At 52.2% G+C, this 14,543-nt stretch carries 16 protein-coding genes; 11 read left to right on the forward strand and 5 right to left on the reverse strand.

Going from position 1 to position 14,543, the window contains the following annotated elements; all coding sequences use genetic code 11:
- Nucleotides 1-2 precede the first annotated feature (2 nt).
- The 3 genes from uppS (at nt 3) to ACZ5TN_RS00215 (ending at nt 2,301) form a co-directional block, all read left to right on the forward strand.
- Complete coding sequence (uppS, locus tag ACZ5TN_RS00205; RefSeq protein WP_011250124.1) at nt 3-797, forward strand: polyprenyl diphosphate synthase; 795 nt, start codon at nt 3-5, stop codon at nt 795-797.
- 62 nt (nt 798-859) lie between these two features.
- Entirely contained in the window at nt 860-1,534 is a 675-nt protein-coding gene (locus ACZ5TN_RS00210) for a TBP-interacting protein (protein ID WP_464916807.1), read from the forward strand.
- 2 nt (nt 1,535-1,536) lie between these two features.
- Complete coding sequence (locus ACZ5TN_RS00215; protein WP_464916808.1) at nt 1,537-2,301, forward strand: hypothetical protein; 765 nt, start codon at nt 1,537-1,539, stop codon at nt 2,299-2,301.
- On the opposite strand, the gene ACZ5TN_RS00220 is transcribed toward ACZ5TN_RS00215, so the two are convergent.
- Nucleotides 2,260-4,140 carry a threonine--tRNA ligase gene (locus tag ACZ5TN_RS00220; RefSeq protein WP_464916809.1) on the reverse strand — a complete coding sequence of 627 codons (1,881 nt, stop codon included), beginning with the start codon at nt 4,138-4,140 and terminating at the stop codon, nt 2,260-2,262. The two genes, ACZ5TN_RS00215 and ACZ5TN_RS00220, sit on opposite strands and share 42 nt — an antisense overlap.
- A gap of 98 nt (nt 4,141-4,238) precedes the next feature.
- Between ACZ5TN_RS00220 and ACZ5TN_RS00225 the strand changes: the two genes are divergently transcribed.
- Genes ACZ5TN_RS00225 through ACZ5TN_RS00240 form a run of 4 tightly spaced genes read left to right on the forward strand, consistent with a single transcriptional unit; the run spans nt 4,239 to nt 6,136 of the window.
- Nucleotides 4,239-4,835, forward strand: a complete 597-nt coding sequence (locus ACZ5TN_RS00225) for an exosome complex RNA-binding protein Csl4 (RefSeq protein ID WP_464916810.1) — start codon at nt 4,239-4,241, stop codon at nt 4,833-4,835.
- On the forward strand, nt 4,832-5,461 hold the full coding sequence (locus ACZ5TN_RS00230) for a DUF2067 family protein (protein WP_464916811.1): 630 nt from the start codon (nt 4,832-4,834) through the stop codon (nt 5,459-5,461). The genes ACZ5TN_RS00225 and ACZ5TN_RS00230 overlap by 4 nt, the downstream gene beginning before the upstream one ends.
- Complete coding sequence (locus ACZ5TN_RS00235) at nt 5,451-5,735, forward strand: DNA-directed RNA polymerase subunit L (RefSeq protein WP_054840456.1); 285 nt, start codon at nt 5,451-5,453, stop codon at nt 5,733-5,735. The genes ACZ5TN_RS00230 and ACZ5TN_RS00235 overlap by 11 nt, the downstream gene beginning before the upstream one ends.
- On the forward strand, nt 5,735-6,136 hold the full coding sequence (locus ACZ5TN_RS00240; RefSeq protein WP_011250117.1) for a ribonuclease III family protein: 402 nt from the start codon (nt 5,735-5,737) through the stop codon (nt 6,134-6,136). Before ACZ5TN_RS00235 ends, ACZ5TN_RS00240 begins: the two co-directional genes overlap by 1 nt.
- On the opposite strand, the gene ACZ5TN_RS00245 is transcribed toward ACZ5TN_RS00240, so the two are convergent.
- Entirely contained in the window at nt 6,126-6,932 is an 807-nt protein-coding gene (locus tag ACZ5TN_RS00245; protein ID WP_464917410.1) for a sugar phosphate isomerase/epimerase family protein, read from the reverse strand. The genes ACZ5TN_RS00240 and ACZ5TN_RS00245 overlap by 11 nt on opposite strands.
- 100 nt (nt 6,933-7,032) lie before the next feature.
- Between ACZ5TN_RS00245 and sppA the strand changes: the two genes are divergently transcribed.
- Genes sppA through ACZ5TN_RS00260 form a run of 3 tightly spaced genes read left to right on the forward strand, consistent with a single transcriptional unit; the run spans nt 7,033 to nt 9,499 of the window.
- Nucleotides 7,033-8,037 carry a signal peptide peptidase SppA gene (gene sppA, locus ACZ5TN_RS00250; RefSeq protein ID WP_464916812.1) on the forward strand — a complete coding sequence of 335 codons (1,005 nt, stop codon included), beginning with the start codon at nt 7,033-7,035 and terminating at the stop codon, nt 8,035-8,037.
- Entirely contained in the window at nt 8,038-8,517 is a 480-nt protein-coding gene (locus ACZ5TN_RS00255; RefSeq protein ID WP_011250114.1) for a PH1570 family protein, read from the forward strand.
- Nucleotides 8,507-9,499, forward strand: a complete 993-nt coding sequence (locus tag ACZ5TN_RS00260; protein ID WP_011250113.1) for an AI-2E family transporter — start codon at nt 8,507-8,509, stop codon at nt 9,497-9,499. The genes ACZ5TN_RS00255 and ACZ5TN_RS00260 overlap by 11 nt, the downstream gene beginning before the upstream one ends.
- Here ACZ5TN_RS00260 and folP read toward each other — a convergent pair.
- Nucleotides 9,480-10,298, reverse strand: coding sequence for a dihydropteroate synthase (folP, locus tag ACZ5TN_RS00265; protein ID WP_464916813.1), 819 nt, complete (start codon nt 10,296-10,298; stop codon nt 9,480-9,482). The genes ACZ5TN_RS00260 and folP overlap by 20 nt on opposite strands.
- Entirely contained in the window at nt 10,201-10,602 is a 402-nt protein-coding gene (locus ACZ5TN_RS00270) for a hypothetical protein (protein WP_464916814.1), read from the reverse strand. The genes folP and ACZ5TN_RS00270 overlap by 98 nt, the downstream gene beginning before the upstream one ends.
- A gap of 245 nt (nt 10,603-10,847) precedes the next feature.
- On the opposite strand from ACZ5TN_RS00270, the gene ACZ5TN_RS00275 reads away from it, so the two are divergent.
- Nucleotides 10,848-10,997, forward strand: coding sequence for a hypothetical protein (locus ACZ5TN_RS00275; RefSeq protein WP_011250110.1), 150 nt, complete (start codon nt 10,848-10,850; stop codon nt 10,995-10,997).
- Between the two features lie 115 nt (nt 10,998-11,112).
- Here ACZ5TN_RS00275 and ACZ5TN_RS00280 read toward each other — a convergent pair whose 3' ends face one another.
- On the reverse strand, nt 11,113-14,493 hold the full coding sequence (locus ACZ5TN_RS00280) for an Eco57I restriction-modification methylase domain-containing protein (protein ID WP_464916815.1): 3,381 nt from the start codon (nt 14,491-14,493) through the stop codon (nt 11,113-11,115).
- Between the last annotated feature and the right edge of the window lie 50 nt (nt 14,494-14,543).

The raw sequence follows: 14,543 nt of genomic DNA on the forward strand, positions 1-14,543 counted from the left end.
AAATGCTATACAGATTGGTCTCCCACATCCCTCACATTCTTTTTAAGCCGGTCTATGACGCTTATGAAAGCTACCTCCTGGAGAAGGTTAAATCTGGGAACATCCCTAAGCACGTTGCCATAATAATGGACGGCAACAGAAGGTGGGCCAGGAAGCTTGAAAAGCCCCCCTGGTACGGCCACCTATTCGGATCAAAGAAGCTCGAAGAAATCCTTGAGTGGTGCAGGGAGCTAAACATAAGGACGCTTACTGTCTATGCCTTCTCAACCGAGAACTTCAAGCGCTCAAAGGAGGAAGTTGAGGCCCTCATGAACCTCTTCGAGGAGAAGTTCAAGGAACTCGTTCAGGATGAAAGGGTTCATCGCTACGGCATCAGGGTGAACGTCCTCGGCAGGAAGGACATGCTTCCCGAAAACGTGAGAAAGGCCGCTGAAGAGGCGGAGAGAGCAACGAGAAAGTACTCCAACTACAACCTCAACATAGCCCTCGCATACGGCGGCAGGAGCGAGATAGCGGACGCCGTCAGGGAAATAGTTAGGGACGTCCTTGAAGGAAAGATTAAGCCGGAGGACATCGATGAGGAGGCCATAAAGCGCTACCTCTACTATCCCAACATGCCCGATCCCGACATCGTCATCAGGACTGGCGGCGAGGTGAGAATAAGCAACTTCCTCCTCTATCAGATCGCCTACAGCGAGCTTTTCTTCGTTGACGTTTACTTTCCCGAGTTCAGGAAGATAGACTTTCTTAGGATAATCCGTGAGTTCCAGAAGAGACAGCGGCGCTTTGGAAGGTAGTTTTTAAATTTTTCCGCTAAAGCTTATTAACTTCGAAGCAAACCTTCTCCGGTGGTGAGAGAATGTACGCTGAGCTGAGTCCAGGAACCAAGAAGGTGTACACGCAGGTTCGCTATCTCGACGACTACCACTGGGAGATAGAGGGGAGCACGATAACCGGGATTCACAAGAAGAGCAACGTTAAGGTAGTCATAGACGTCGCAAAGAACAGGGAGGAGGCAGACTCACTCGCAGGAAAGGACGTCAATGGAATTCACATCGTTGCTATTCCAGACAACGGAGTTTTCTACATCAAGAACGGCAGCTTTGTCCTCACGTACCGCTACCTCAAGGCCACCCTCGCTGATATAAACGACCACATAGTCTGGAGCGGTTTTAAGGTCGTTGAAGATAACGGGAAGCTCGTCCAGGAGGACGTTTATGAGTATCTCGGCGCCGCGCTCGTGAACCACATAAAGAACAACGCCCTAGCAGGTCAGGACTACATCTTCTGGCAGTTCTACAAGTGCGAGGAATGCGGAAAGTACGTTGACATCGAGAACCTTGAGGCCCACCTCAGGGAACACGGCATCAAGCTCCACGAGAAGAGTGAAGAACGCTACGAGGTCTTCGAGCTGAACTTCAGGGAGGGCAAGGTCTTCGATAAGTTCGGCGGGGAAGTGCCCATGGATAAGTTCAGCAGCGAGGCCAGGGAGTTCATAAAGGAAGTCATGTCGGGAAGACCGCCGGAGGAGTGATGATGGCTGAGGCCATATTAGACCTTTTCCACTCAAAAACTCTATCCGGTTCCGTCATGGCGGTTATATACGATACCTACTCTTCCGCCTGGCAGATTCCATTCCTTCTTTTGAAGGAGTCCCTTAAAAAGGGGTATTTTCCTATAATCTCGAACTATAGCGTTTCCCTCAACGGTCTCTTCCATCGAGGAATGAGCGTGGGTCTGGACATAAAAAACGAACTGAACGCGAAGAGAATTGCCATAATAGACGTTTTTGGTTCCAGGTATTCAAAGGTTTACACAGAAACCCCAGGAGTTTTCTACCTGGAGACCGTTGAGCCCGAGACAATAAACCCCAAGATAGACCTCATCTACTCCCAACTGCGGGAAGAGCTCGGAGAGGACACGAGGCTATTCCGACTTATATACACTCTGGACGGAGTTTCCATAATGTTCGAGGAGGAAAAAACGATAAGACTCCTGAACCAGACGATAGCGGAGAAGAGCGTCAGATGTCCTGAGTCCGCCTTTGTCATTGCCCTGAACTCCGACGTCGTCAGTAGGAAGTTCGTGGCATGGACGGTCAACCTGAGCGACTATGCCCTTCTGGCCAGGTCCAAGGTTACGGAGGAGGGCGTGAAGGAGCTCCTATACCCGCTGAAGTCAACTTCCGTTGACTTTGAGCCCAAAGTTTACTCCCTTGAGGTCAGAAAGGGAGAAGAAAGGATACACCTCGAAAAGCTCTCAACCTCTGAACTTCGGCCTTCTGCTGAGGAGCAGCGGTAGGGGCCTCGGCTTGTACGGGAACCCCTCTGTCTGCCCCTTTATCTCCCTGATCAGGTCTTCGAGCTGCATCTCGACCTGCCTTCCGTCGCTCCTCCTTCTGACGGTGACGGTGTTCTGCTCCTTCTCGTTCCTTCCAACGACGATGATGTACGGAATCCACTCCTTCTCCGCCTTCCTTATCTTCTTGTTGAGCCTGTCGCCCGTGTCGTCCACGTCAACCCTTATCTTGGCGCCCTCGAGCTTACCTGCCACGTAGAGGGCGTAGTCCATTACCTCGTCGCTGACCGGGATAACGCGAACCTGTATCGGGCTGAGCCAGAGCGGGTACATCGGTTTGATGCCCTTCTCCTGGAGCCTGGCCTGCTTCTCAAGGATAGCGTACATGACCCTCTCGATTGCACCGCTCGGCGAGCAGTGGAGTATGAGCGGGGTTCTCTCCTTGCCCTCCTCGTCGTAGTACTTTATGCCGAAGCGCTCGGCGTTCTCGACGTCTATCTGGACGGTGCTCAGAGCTGCAGCCTTGTCGAGGTTGTCAACGAAGTTGAACTCGAACTTGAGGATGAAGTAGAAGAACCTCTGGTCCCACATCTCGATGAGGACGGGCTTGCCTATTATCTTGGCCAGCTCGACGATGAAGTCCCTGTTCTGCTCCCAGAAGTCGCGCGTGAACCTTATTGCAACCTCGTAATCCTCTGGAGTTAGTCCAACACCCTTGAGGACTTCCATGCTGAGCTTGTACTGCTTCTTGAACTCGTCCATGGCCTGCTTGAGGTCTCTAGCTACCGTGTGCATATCGGGCATCGTGAAGGCCCTGAGCCTTCTAAGACCGCTGAGCTCACCGCTCTTCTCGCGCCTGAAGGAGTACCTCGTCAGCTCGTACATTCTCAGCGGGAGGTTGCGGTAGCTTATCGTGGCGTCCTTCTTTATGAGGAACTGGCCGAAGCAAGCCGCGAACCTGAGGAAGAACTTCTTGTCGCCGCTCTTGACGACGTACTGCCTGGCAGGGAAGCGGTTCAGGTACTTCTCAAGCGCCGGGTGCTCGAAGTCATACATGATCGGCGTCTCGACTTCCATAGCTCCATACTCGATGACCTTCTCGGTGACGTACTGCTCCAGGAGGGACTTAATGAGCCTGCCCTTTGGATAGTAGCGGAGGTTTCCGGCGTCGCTTCCCGGCTCGTAGTCAACGAGCTCCTGCTCAAGCATGAGCCTGACGTGGGGCGGCTCCCTATCGGCGACCCTGTTCTTGGCTATCTCGTAGTTCACGAACTTCTTCAGGTTCTCGTGGCCGGTGAAGTCAAATTTGTCAACGTCAATCAGCTCGCCCTCGGGCGTGAGGATGTACCAGTAGCTCTTGAGCTCCTTCTCCTCCTTTTCGAGGGCTATGTTGCGCTCCTCCTTGGAGACGGCTTCCTCCGGAACTATCGTCCTGCTGAGCTCAGCAAGCGGGTGGCCCTTACAGGAGAGCTTGAATGCCTTGTAGTAGCCGAAGGGGGCGCGCTTGACCTCGTAGCCCTTCTCCTTCAGCTTCTCCTCGATCTTACGGAGAACTTCGAGAGCAACGTCGGGCTTGGCGAGCTCACTGCTGAGGTGGGCGAAGGGGTAGACGAATATCCTTTCGGCCTTAACCTGGGAAGCAACGTCCTCTATCTCCTTAACGGCCTTCTCGACAACTTCGTCGGGGTTTGTCTCATCAACCTTCTCAACGCTGATAAAGACCGCCAGAACCTCGTCGAGCCTTCCCTTCTTCTGCTCGTCGCTTATAGGCTCTGGGTTCTTCAGGGCCTTGTCCTTGACCTCGTACTCGAGGTAGTCCGAGTGTATCAGAAGCATTCTCATTCTTAACCACCACCAAGACATCGTCGGCAGATTACTAAAAGTTTTCCCAAAGGGAAGGCTTAAAAAATCCTCGCTGGAAACTTTTCGGAGGTGGGAGGATGGATGAGAAAAAGACCGTGAAGAACGGCGACCTCGTACTGCCCGGGGATTATCTTGGTGTTATCGAGGAGTTCCTTCCTGGAGATGGTGTCAGGGAGGAGAACGGTGAGCTTTACGCCACTAGGGCTGGTAAAGTAAGAATAGACTCTGAAAAAATGGAGATAAGCGTTGAACCCGTAACCGACGTCCCGCCGCTTCCCAGGGTTGGAGACGTGGTCATAGGCAGGGTCGTTGAGGTGAAGCCTCAGGCCGTAATAGTCCAGATCATCAGCATTGAGGGCAGGGAGAACGACAGGGAGATAGCCACTTCAAAGCTGGCAGGGATACACATCTCCGAGATAAAGGAGGGCTTCGTCGAGGACATCACCAAGGAGTTTAAGATTGGGGACGTGATAAGGGCGAGGGTAATCGCCAACGAGAAGAGTCCGATACAGCTGAGTACGAAGGGTCCTGATCTGGGTGTCGTCTATGCCCTCTGCTCCCGCTGCAGGACGCCGCTGATAAGGCGCGGCGACAAGCTTATCTGCCCGCGCTGTGGAAACGTCGAGACGAGAAAGCTTTCATCACTGTATAGAAAACTGAAGGTGTCTCTATGAGGGCCAAGAGAGTTATAACGATCCACGTTAGGGACGACAGGGAGAAGGAGGAGTTCATGAGGGAACTCCAGAGGCTCCGTCTTCCAGCGTTCATCTACGTTCACGGCAAGCTGGACTCGCTCAAGATAAACGTCCAGGGCACGAAGGACGAGATCAGGGAGGCCATTCAGAAGATACGGGAAATCCACACGAGGGTCAGGGCAAAGCTCTATCCCGACAGAATGGGTCTCTACCGCTACAAGGTGGACGACCTGCTCCGGGAGGCTGGAACCAGCGTCTCAACTCCCATAATCGTCAAAACCCTTGAGCTCTTAGGCGAAAGGGTTGAGCTAAAGGACGACGAGATTGTTACCTCAATGCCCTGGGAGGAGGCTGTGGAAGTAACTTCCAGCCTCGGAGAGGCTTTAGCGGAGATAGCCCTTCAGACGACCAGGCAGATAAGGGAGGTCGTCCTGCCCGTTGCAATAGCCTACGACCTTGACCCCGAGGAAGTTCTTGAGAGGCTCGTTGAGCTGGGTCTGGCCGAGTGGAAGGAAGATAAGTTTAAATACGAACTCGTGAAGAACAAGGAGCAGGCGCTTGAAGAGTTGCTGAAAGCCCTTGAAGGTGATGAGAATGAGGATTGAGGTCATAAGGCGTGAAGAGAACCTCCTTGAGTTCTATCTTGAGGGAGAGGACCACACCTTTGCCAACCTGCTCACTGAGACCCTCCACGAGAACGAGCACGTGACGTTTGCTGGATACACCATTGAGCACCCGATAACGATGGCCAGGAAGCCGCGCTTCAAGGTCGTTACCGACGGAAAAATAACGCCCGAGAAGGCCCTCGAAGAGGCGGCGCAGAGGATATTCGACAGGGCCAGAGAAGTCCTTGAGGCCTGGAAAGCGGCTATAGAGTGATGGAGTTGATCTCCTACACGAGGGACTTCACCGACAAGGGGCTCGCCAAGCTCGGCGACTCCCTCATCAACCTCGTCTTTTCTCTTGCCTTAAGTGAGTACCTCGGTAAGCCCACGGGAGAGCGGGTTCCAAACGCATCCCTCGCCATTGCGCTTGAGATGGCAGGACTCAGGCACATCATACCCCCCAGAACGGACAAACACGGCAAGGGAGACATCGCCGAGGCCCTCTTTGCCTACGCCTGGCTGGAGAAGAAGATAACAATCGAGGAGGCAGTTGAGATACTCAGCCAGAACCTCGATGATGACGTCACGCACTTCACGAGAAAGAAGGAGACGATAGGAAAGGCCTTTGCCGTCCTGTACGAAGAAATAGGAAAGAGACTTGGACTCAAAGACTGAGGAGCAGGTCTATAAGGCCCTGCTTCGTCGGTATCTTCTGGAACTTCTCGGGGTCTTTGACCTTCAGGAGTATCGGCACGTCGCCGAAGAGCTTCAGAACCTTTCCGAAGGGTATCTTGCCCTCTCCAGGAAGGAGGTGGAGGTCACCGACTCCGTACGCCAGGGCATCCTCCGGCTCGACCTGCGGGAAGAGCTTTCCAAAGTTGTCGTGCACCATGAGGATTATCGTTTTGTCCGTTCCGAGCTTGACGTCGTCGAGGAGCTTCTCCTCGTTGCCCTGGGCGCTCAAGAATGCGTGGGCAACATCAAGGGCAAAGCCAACGTTGTCCCTGTTCACGTTTTCGACGACGTAGAGCGTGTCCTTGACGCTGAAGGTGTTCTCAAGGGCTATCTTGATGTCGAAGGGCTTCAGCATGTCGGCGAGGCTCTGAAGGGCCTCTATTTCGAGGTCCAGCCTTCCAGTTTTTCCGCTCTGCATGACGATGACCTTTGCACCGAGCTTTATGGCTACGTCTGCAACCGCCCTTGCCACCCTGAAGTGCCTGCTGTGGTAGACGTGGTCCCTGAGGTTCATTGAGGTGGGCATCCTGATGATGTAGTTTATTCCCACTCCTTTGAGGGTGGTTTCAAGGCTGCGGAGCTTCTTCTCAACTACAACACCGTTCTTTATCAGGCCTAGAGTGTGCGGGAACAGTGAAACGAAGTCGTAGTCCTTGATTTTTATGTCCGCCAGAATCGATGCGAGGCTCTTGTCCTTTGTGATGAAGTGCGGGTAGATGGTCACTCCTATCTCCACGGGTATCACCTAACTCTGAAGTCGCCAGAATAGATATAAAAGTTTGTCCGTTCTGGGACAGGTTTAAAAGTTCACGCGTGCACAACTTGAGGGTGGGAAAATGGACGATCGGATATGGAAGTACGTCTCGGCCGTTCTAACGCTTCTGCTGGCCCTATCAATCGTGAGCGTCGCGGTTCTCTACTACCAGGTCAATCCCCCCGCTGTTCCTGCCAATCAAACGGGCTTTGTCATAGAAACTCCCTCAAACTTTACGCTCGTGTGTGAAGGCAGTGTTAACACTACCAGCACCGAAGTTGCCGAGCTGAGGGATCAAATCGCTTTCCTGCAGAGACTCGTTTCATCTAACCAGGGCGGCACAACCATCGCCGTGGTTCCAATATTTGGAATCATAGACGACTACACGGCCCTCCAGGTCATCCCGCTTTTGAGGAACCTGGCCATGAACGAGTCCGTTGGTGGGGTTCTCCTCTGGATTGAAAGTCCCGGTGGCGTAGTTGGGCCTGTTATTAACATACACTCCGAAATCAAAAAGTTGTCTTTAGTTAAACCAGTCGTCGCTTACAGCGGGGATATCATAGCATCAGGGGGATACTACATAGCAGTTGGGGCTCAGAAGATAGTGGCCAGCCCGCTGGCTGAGGTCGGAAGCATCGGAGTTATCTACGTTCACTACGACCTGGAGAAGAACTACGAGATGAATGGGATAAAGGTAAATGTATTCAAAACTGGTAAACACAAGGACATGGGGGCCGAGTGGAGAGATTTAACGCCAGAAGAACGCGAGAAGATAACGGAGATGGTGAACACTTACTTCCAGGCGTTTATCAGCGCAGTGAGCGAGGGGCGCAACATGACCATTGATGAAGTCAAAAACTTCTCAACAGGAGAGACGTGGTTCGCTGAGAACGTTACTGGAGCCCTCGTCGACGAGCTTGGGGGTATGGACACTGCCATAGATGTCCTCGAAAAGTTAATGAACGTTAGCGGTGCAAAGGTTGTGGTGTACAAGGACCTTGAGACCCCCGAGGAGTTTGGGGTCTACGGGAGCACTGCCCTCTACCTTGACCCGCGCTACCTCACTCCCCTCATTGGGGGTGGTTGAATGCTGTGCGAGGAGAAGCTTGAGGTGTTTGAAAACGGCTTTGAGGACGGGAAGTTCAACCTCAGGATAGAGTACTATGGAAAGGACGCCAGGAGGCTTCTCCTCGCAGTTATACGCGAGCTCTATCTCCCTGACTACGGAGAAGACTACGTCTATCCCTTTGAATGTGCCAAGGAGTTCTGGGGAATCTATATGGATGCCTCGGAGATACGCGGTGAAGAACCTCGCCTTGCCCCCGTGAAGTTCCTTAACCAGAGCATCCTCAACAGGCTCGAAAAAGTCCTCTCTGAGATAGATGCTCCTGCGGAGGTTAAAGAGCTCATAGACTTTGAAAAGGCCGAGGTTGCAAAGCTTGGAAAGGGCCTCCTCGCCCTTGGGAAGAACTTCATACTCGATGAGCGGGGTTACCTGTTCATTTTCAACAAGCCCTCGGTAAGAGAACTGATACTGAAATACATGGGGATGCTTGATGAGAGTTGAAACTGCAGTGTGGGTTGCCGTCTCCCTCGGGGTTCTTTACCTGACGTGGGAAACGATCAGCCCAATTCTCTCACCAATTATAATAGCCGCGACTACAGCCTACATCCTCTATCCCGTCCATGAGCGCCTTGAAGGAAAAATTGGGGGACGGTGGTCGGCACTTACCCTAACGGGGATTTTGACAGTGGTTTCCCTTCTGTTTGTCTTTGGCTTCGCCCTCCTCATAAACGACGTTAAATACTCCCTGGCGAACTACGTTGACACCTTTGTTGGCTGGCTTCTTGGCTTAAACCTGCCCCCATCCGCCTACGAAGTCCTCCAGAGAATTTCACTCGGCATCTCCCAGAGGTTTAACAGCTACGTCCTTGGGTACACCTACTCACTCCCCACACTGCTTCTGCAGGTTATCGTTACTGTGTTCTCGTTCTACGGCATCCTTGTGAACGCCGACGCCATAAAACAGGAGGTTTACTCTTTAATTCCCCCAACCAACAGGGACCTTGCCAGAAAACTGATAGACAGTGGGGCAGAAACGCTCCACATAGTTCTTAGGGGCTGGCTGCTCGTCGGTGTTGGGAAGGGCATATTAATGGCCCTGTTTTTCAGGGTCTTCGGAATCTCTGACGTGGGTGGTGCCGTTGCCGCTGGAATCCTGACGGTGGTAATCGAGCTTCTTCCCGTCGTTGGCGGCTGGATCGTTTGGGTTGGTGGTGTTGCCTATCTGATCAATCAGGGCCACATCCTTTCAGGTGTCCTTCTGGCGGTTCTTGGGTTCTCCCTTGTTTCGCCCCTTCCTGATATCCTGCTGAGGGATAAGATAAGCCGTCTGAAGTGGGGAGTAAACGCTATCATAAGCCTCCTGGGTTTCATCGGCGGATACATAGCCTTTGGGTTCGTTGGGATAATAATCGGTCCCGTCTCACTCGGCCTTCTGAAGACCCTCGTAGAAGAGTGGAAGGAAATCAAGGAGAGAACTTCCTGATGAAGCTGGCGACCTTAACTGTATCTAGTGTCTCCTTGACATCATGGGTGCGTATTATGTCTGCCCCTTTCAGCACCGCTATGGCCGTTGCAGATAGACTACCTGCCAGTCTCTCCGAGGGGTCTTGCCTTCCTGTTATTGCACCGATGAAAGACTTTCTCGAGACACCTACCAGAATTGGCTTCCCAAGGGACTTAAGCAGGTTGAGGTTGGCTATGACCTTTGAGTCCCAGACGTACCACGGCGGCCATTCGGGGCGTAGAAAGCCGATGGCGGGATCAACTGCAACGTCTTCAATCCCGTGTCTTTCGGCTATCCTGAGGCTTTCCTGAAGGAAGTCCATGACGGTGCGAACCGGATCGCTGAGGTTCCTTACCTCACCGTGGGCGCAGAGGACAACGGGGGTACCGTAGTCAGCGGCGACTTTGGGCATCTCGGGATCCCCTTTCAGGCCAGTTACGTCGTTGATTATATCAGCGCCAGCTTTTATGGCCTCTTCCGCGACCTTCGCGTTTGTTGTGTCAATGCTTATGGGAACGTCAACGTGGTTGCGGATCGTTTTCACTGCCCAGACCGCCCTTCTAATCTCTTCTTCAACCGGTATCTGGGTCTCTAGGTAGGGAGCCGTGGACTTTGCCCCAATGTCAATGAAGCTCGCTCCCTCTTCCACCATTCTCAGAGCAGTTTCTATCAGCTTTTCTTCATCGTTCCTGACGCTTCCCTTGTAGAAGCTCTCCGGCGAGACGTTTATTACGCCCATTATTCTCGGCTCGTTGAGGTTGATTCCCGCGAACTTCATGGTTCCACACCACTTCAAGATGCACCGCGTACAATAAAAACGCGATGGTTGCCATCGCAGTCGCGAGGATTGCCACCTCTGAGAACATCCCATCATTCGAGCGTACCGCCAATGCCAGCAGTCCGTTGAGCGCTATAAATCCTCCGAGGACGCCCTCTCTTGTGAACTCTCTTCCTCCTTTCTCTAGCACATAATACAGGTAAAGCTGCGAGACCATTGCAGGAATGGTTATGATTCCAAAGGCTCCAATTAGTACGTTTATCATGCTCAGTATTATTTCTAGATCATTGTTCTTATTTTTCATAGTACCACGTCTTTCAGTAGAAATCGAAGAATTTAAAAATTTTTGCATAAGCTCTTTAATTTATGCATCATTACGTTTTTACTTCGATTCTTCTGATGTGCATCTTGAGCCATTACTACATTTATGTACATCCATCCTGCCAAAATCAGCAAAATTTTCGTTCATTGATGTCTTTTATTATTCAGTAAGGCTTTTAAATTGAAACTGATGCTTTTCACTCGGAGTGATTAACTGGAGGTGATATCATGCTCGCGAGGATCGTTTACTACAGAACCGATTCCCTCCCCGAGGAAGTCATAGTCGTGACCAACGACCCTGGGAAGGCAGAGGAAATAGCAAGAAAGAAGATGAGGGACTTCAGGGCAGTTGATTATGAGGTTGAGTGGGTCGCCTGACGCTCCTCCCCTCCTCCGATTGCTCAAATCAGAACAAAAGAAAAAGGCAGTCGCTAGTTTCCGGTTTTCATACTGTTTTTCTCGGCTTCGCTGCTCCCTTTCTGCTCATTTTTCATCAGGGTTCGGCGTTCATAAGCACGCCGTAGAGCCGCTCTATCTCCTTAAGCTCCTCCCCGGTTATGCCGTACAGCTCGGCGACTTTCTCGTCTATCTCCTTCTCGACTTCCCCAAGCTTCTTCTCAACCTCGGCGAGTTCTTCTTCGAGTTCCCTAATCTCGTCCTTTATTCTCTTTCTCTCCTCGCCCCTGGTGCCCTTCAGGGACTTCTTGAGGGACTTTATCCGGTCAAGGAGTTCGTACTTTTCCTTCGCTATTTCGTGCGCCTTCTTTGAAAGCTCCGCGAGTTCGAGGTGGAGTTGGTTAGATGGGTCGAAGGTCGGAATGTAAATTCTCTTTGGAACGTCAGTTGTTATGTGGACCTCGAGGCCATAGCTGGCAACGATAAAGCGGGCTATTGTGGAGTTGAGTATCGAGGCGATGTAGTGGGCTTCGTCTTCTGAGGATGTGGGAATGTGCATAATGCCATGAGTTGGAATCATTGGTTTGTCCTGTAAAGTTGGTATCACGAAAACATCCAATTGGGCTTTTCCGCTTATAGCTCCGGATATATGTTTCCAACCAACTTTGTATGGAGCTATTGAGACTTGTGAGTTAAGGACTGCATAGAAAGGCATTCCTGATCTTTCTGCTATTTCAATTGGCTTTTCCTTGTAAATTCTTAACTTTGTTTTAAAGGGTTCTGCATTTCTGCTTATGAGTTCATCTAGGAGCGCTGTAAAGAAATCATATGTCAGTGGATACTTGAGTTTGAGCTCTGAAGGTGGAATGATATCACCGTTTTTGTCTATTGGCAGGAGTATCCACCCTTCTGGGTTGCAGTACCATTTTTTTGCATTCTTTCCGCGTAGAACTGGAAATATAAGATCTGTTTCTACAACTTTCTGGACTCTTTTGATAGACTTTTTCATGGTTTTACCGACATTCTGAATTAGTACTCTCCCTGGGGCAACTTCACGAATAATTTCAACCCAGTAAGCTCCATCTAATCCTGTAAAAACTCCAGCATAGGCCCTATACTCCGAGCTCCCCAGGGCCTTCTTAAGCCCCTCGTAGGCCTTCACCGTCGTCATCATCCACGGGCTCTCTGGCTTCCTCTCCTCGATCGGCATGAAGACGAGCTGGTGAATCGCCGCCTTTTCCTTCACTTCTTCAAGGGTTGCCTCAACGTCCGCCCCCCTGGTGTCCGGCCAGTTCCAGACAATCAACGGAACCGGGAACTCGGTCTTCTCGGTCTTCTCGATGACCAATAGGCCAGTCCTCGTGGTGGCCCCCTCGAAGGGGTAAAGTGTAACGAGGTCGTGAACCTTCAGGAGCTTAACGGGTATCCTCGGCTCCCGTCTTCTTCCGTAGGTGAGGAACCTTCTGAATCCCGCTCCCGCCTGCGTTTTGAAGAGCGTGAAGGGAACAAGAAAGGCCAGCCTCCCGCCGGGCTTGAGGTAGCGGTCGAATGTCCTCGCGACGAAGAGCATGCTCATGTCCCTCTTTACCCTGCCCATACCCTTACCCGAGCCTTTTTCAAGCCCGTAGTACTCCCAGAGCGGTTTCGTCAGCTCGCGATAGTTCTCTGGCAGGCTCTCCCAGTTTATCCACGGCGGGTTCCCGATCACGAAGTCGAAGTTCCCTATCGTGAGCGGTGCGAAGGCGTTCCTCAGAACCCTCGTCCATATCCTATCCTTGCCCTCCTGCTCGAGCTTCCACAGTTTCTCGTACAGAACGGAGAGGGCATCAATGGTATCGTCGCTAAGCCTCTTTCCGCCGAGCTTCATGTGAAGGTAAACGATGAACTGCCCCTTCTTCATGTTCCGCCTCAGGCCGTCCTCTATGGCCTGGAAAACCTTGTCCATCAGCTTTGAGTCTATGACCTCCTTGGGAACCTCGAACTCACCGGCAACCGTCTTGAGGGCTATCCTCTTGCCTCCCCTGGCTGATGTTTTCGTACTTACTGTTATCGAGTCGGCTAGATAAACTGGTATCGTGATGTCGTCAACCCTGTAGCGTATGAGCTTCCCGAGGGCGATGAGATAGTTGCCCCTCGCCGCCAGGACTGCCAGCGGGTTGAGGTCTATCCCGACTATGTTGCTCGTTATTGACTCAAGGAGCCGGAGCTGGGCATCGGCAGAGGTTCCCCAGTGCCTCAGCCCCCACTCCTTCGCCCTCTTTATCGCCAGCACGAGGAAAGTCCCGGAGCCGCAGGCCGGGTCGAGAACCCTCTTTTCGGGGTTTCCATCGTAACCGGCTTCGTCCAGCGTCAGCTCAGCGAGCCAGTCGGGCGTAAAGTACTCCCCGAGGCTGTGCCTTATCTCCCTCGGGACGAGGTTCTGGTAGAGCCTCTTGAAGAGGTCTTCCACCCTCTCAGGGGTTTGTTCAACTGTCGCGGGTTCGTAGTCCATGAGTGCCTTGGTGATTTCATAAACTGCCCTAGCCACCTCTCCGCTCCACTCCTCAAGGTACCAGGCGAAGTAGTCCGCTTCCAGGAAGTTCCTTATGCCTAGCTGTCTGAACAGTCCCCCGTCCTCAAGCTCGGTGAGCACGAACCTGAAAGATTCAACATCGCTCAGGTAGCTCTCGTTGAGCCTCGCCAGTACGGAACCAGTCAGGCCCTCCGAGAGGACGCTGACTATCTCGCTGACGATGAGCTTCATCAGAAGGGTGTAGTAGGTGTGCAGTGCGAAGGTCAGCCTCTCGGGGTCGGCCTCCTTGAACCCGTAGAACTCGGCCAGCTTCTTCAGCTTCTCCGGGGTGTAGGAGCAGACCTGGGAGAATATCCTCCTCCAGTCCTCAAAGAGCATCTCAGTCCTATCCGATTTTGGCGACTCAAGGGCGCTGTAGAACGCTCTGAGGACTTCTTCCGTTATCCGGCTTTTTGGCCCGAAGTCCTTCAAAAGCATCTCCGCATCGAGGGGCTTCTTCGTCAGGCCCCTGAGGGCATCAACGAGGTGCTCAAAGGCCTCAAACGTGAACGGAAGCGGGCCGTTGACCTTGAAACTGCCTCCCCAGTACCTAACAAACGCTATCGTTGAACCGTCGAAGAGCACTCCAAGGTAATACGGATAAAACTCCTCGCTTTTGGCCTCTGATTTGATGTAGTTTATGACCTGGTCGAGGGCGGAGTTGAACGCCTGCTTTTCCTTCAGTTTTCCTGGAGACTTGTACTCTATAATAACACCGCCATAGAGGGCGTCTATCCTGCCCCTAAAGACCTTCTTTGATTCAAGGAGCTGAGTTGACTTCTCCAGCCTGCCAGATACTCCAAATTCTCCCGCAATCTCATCAAGAACCTTAGAAACGTTGTGCCGCAGTTCCTCCTCATTTGAGGCCTGTTTAGCGGCCAGTTTTATCCTCTCATAAACCTGTTCCAGGTTCTCCAAAAGCACCACCGCAAAGGTTTCAACTGGAAGGCTTAAAATGTTATCTCCACGGTCGAGTT

The organism is Thermococcus sp. JCM 11816 (genome assembly GCF_055396515.1).

Excerpts from the sequence above, each read along its gene's own strand:
- ACZ5TN_RS00270 (WP_464916814.1), bottom strand. The coding sequence starts at position 10,602 with ATGAAAAATAAGAACAATGATCTAGAAATAATACTGAGCATGATAAAC.
- ACZ5TN_RS00235 (WP_054840456.1), top strand. The coding sequence starts at position 5,451 with ATGAGGATTGAGGTCATAAGGCGTGAAGAGAACCTCCTTGAGTTCTAT.
- sppA (WP_464916812.1), top strand. The coding sequence starts at position 7,033 with ATGGACGATCGGATATGGAAGTACGTCTCGGCCGTTCTAACGCTTCTG.
- ACZ5TN_RS00215 (WP_464916808.1), top strand. The coding sequence starts at position 1,537 with ATGGCTGAGGCCATATTAGACCTTTTCCACTCAAAAACTCTATCCGGT.
- folP (WP_464916813.1), bottom strand. The coding sequence starts at position 10,298 with ATGAAGTTCGCGGGAATCAACCTCAACGAGCCGAGAATAATGGGCGTA.
- ACZ5TN_RS00220 (WP_464916809.1), bottom strand. The coding sequence starts at position 4,140 with ATGAGAATGCTTCTGATACACTCGGACTACCTCGAGTACGAGGTCAAG.
- ACZ5TN_RS00260 (WP_011250113.1), top strand. The coding sequence starts at position 8,507 with ATGAGAGTTGAAACTGCAGTGTGGGTTGCCGTCTCCCTCGGGGTTCTT.
- ACZ5TN_RS00230 (WP_464916811.1), top strand. The coding sequence starts at position 4,832 with ATGAGGGCCAAGAGAGTTATAACGATCCACGTTAGGGACGACAGGGAG.
- ACZ5TN_RS00275 (WP_011250110.1), top strand. The coding sequence starts at position 10,848 with ATGCTCGCGAGGATCGTTTACTACAGAACCGATTCCCTCCCCGAGGAA.
- uppS (WP_011250124.1), top strand. The coding sequence starts at position 3 with ATGCTATACAGATTGGTCTCCCACATCCCTCACATTCTTTTTAAGCCG.
- ACZ5TN_RS00255 (WP_011250114.1), top strand. The coding sequence starts at position 8,038 with ATGCTGTGCGAGGAGAAGCTTGAGGTGTTTGAAAACGGCTTTGAGGAC.
- ACZ5TN_RS00240 (WP_011250117.1), top strand. The coding sequence starts at position 5,735 with ATGGAGTTGATCTCCTACACGAGGGACTTCACCGACAAGGGGCTCGCC.
- ACZ5TN_RS00210 (WP_464916807.1), top strand. The coding sequence starts at position 860 with ATGTACGCTGAGCTGAGTCCAGGAACCAAGAAGGTGTACACGCAGGTT.
- ACZ5TN_RS00225 (WP_464916810.1), top strand. The coding sequence starts at position 4,239 with ATGGATGAGAAAAAGACCGTGAAGAACGGCGACCTCGTACTGCCCGGG.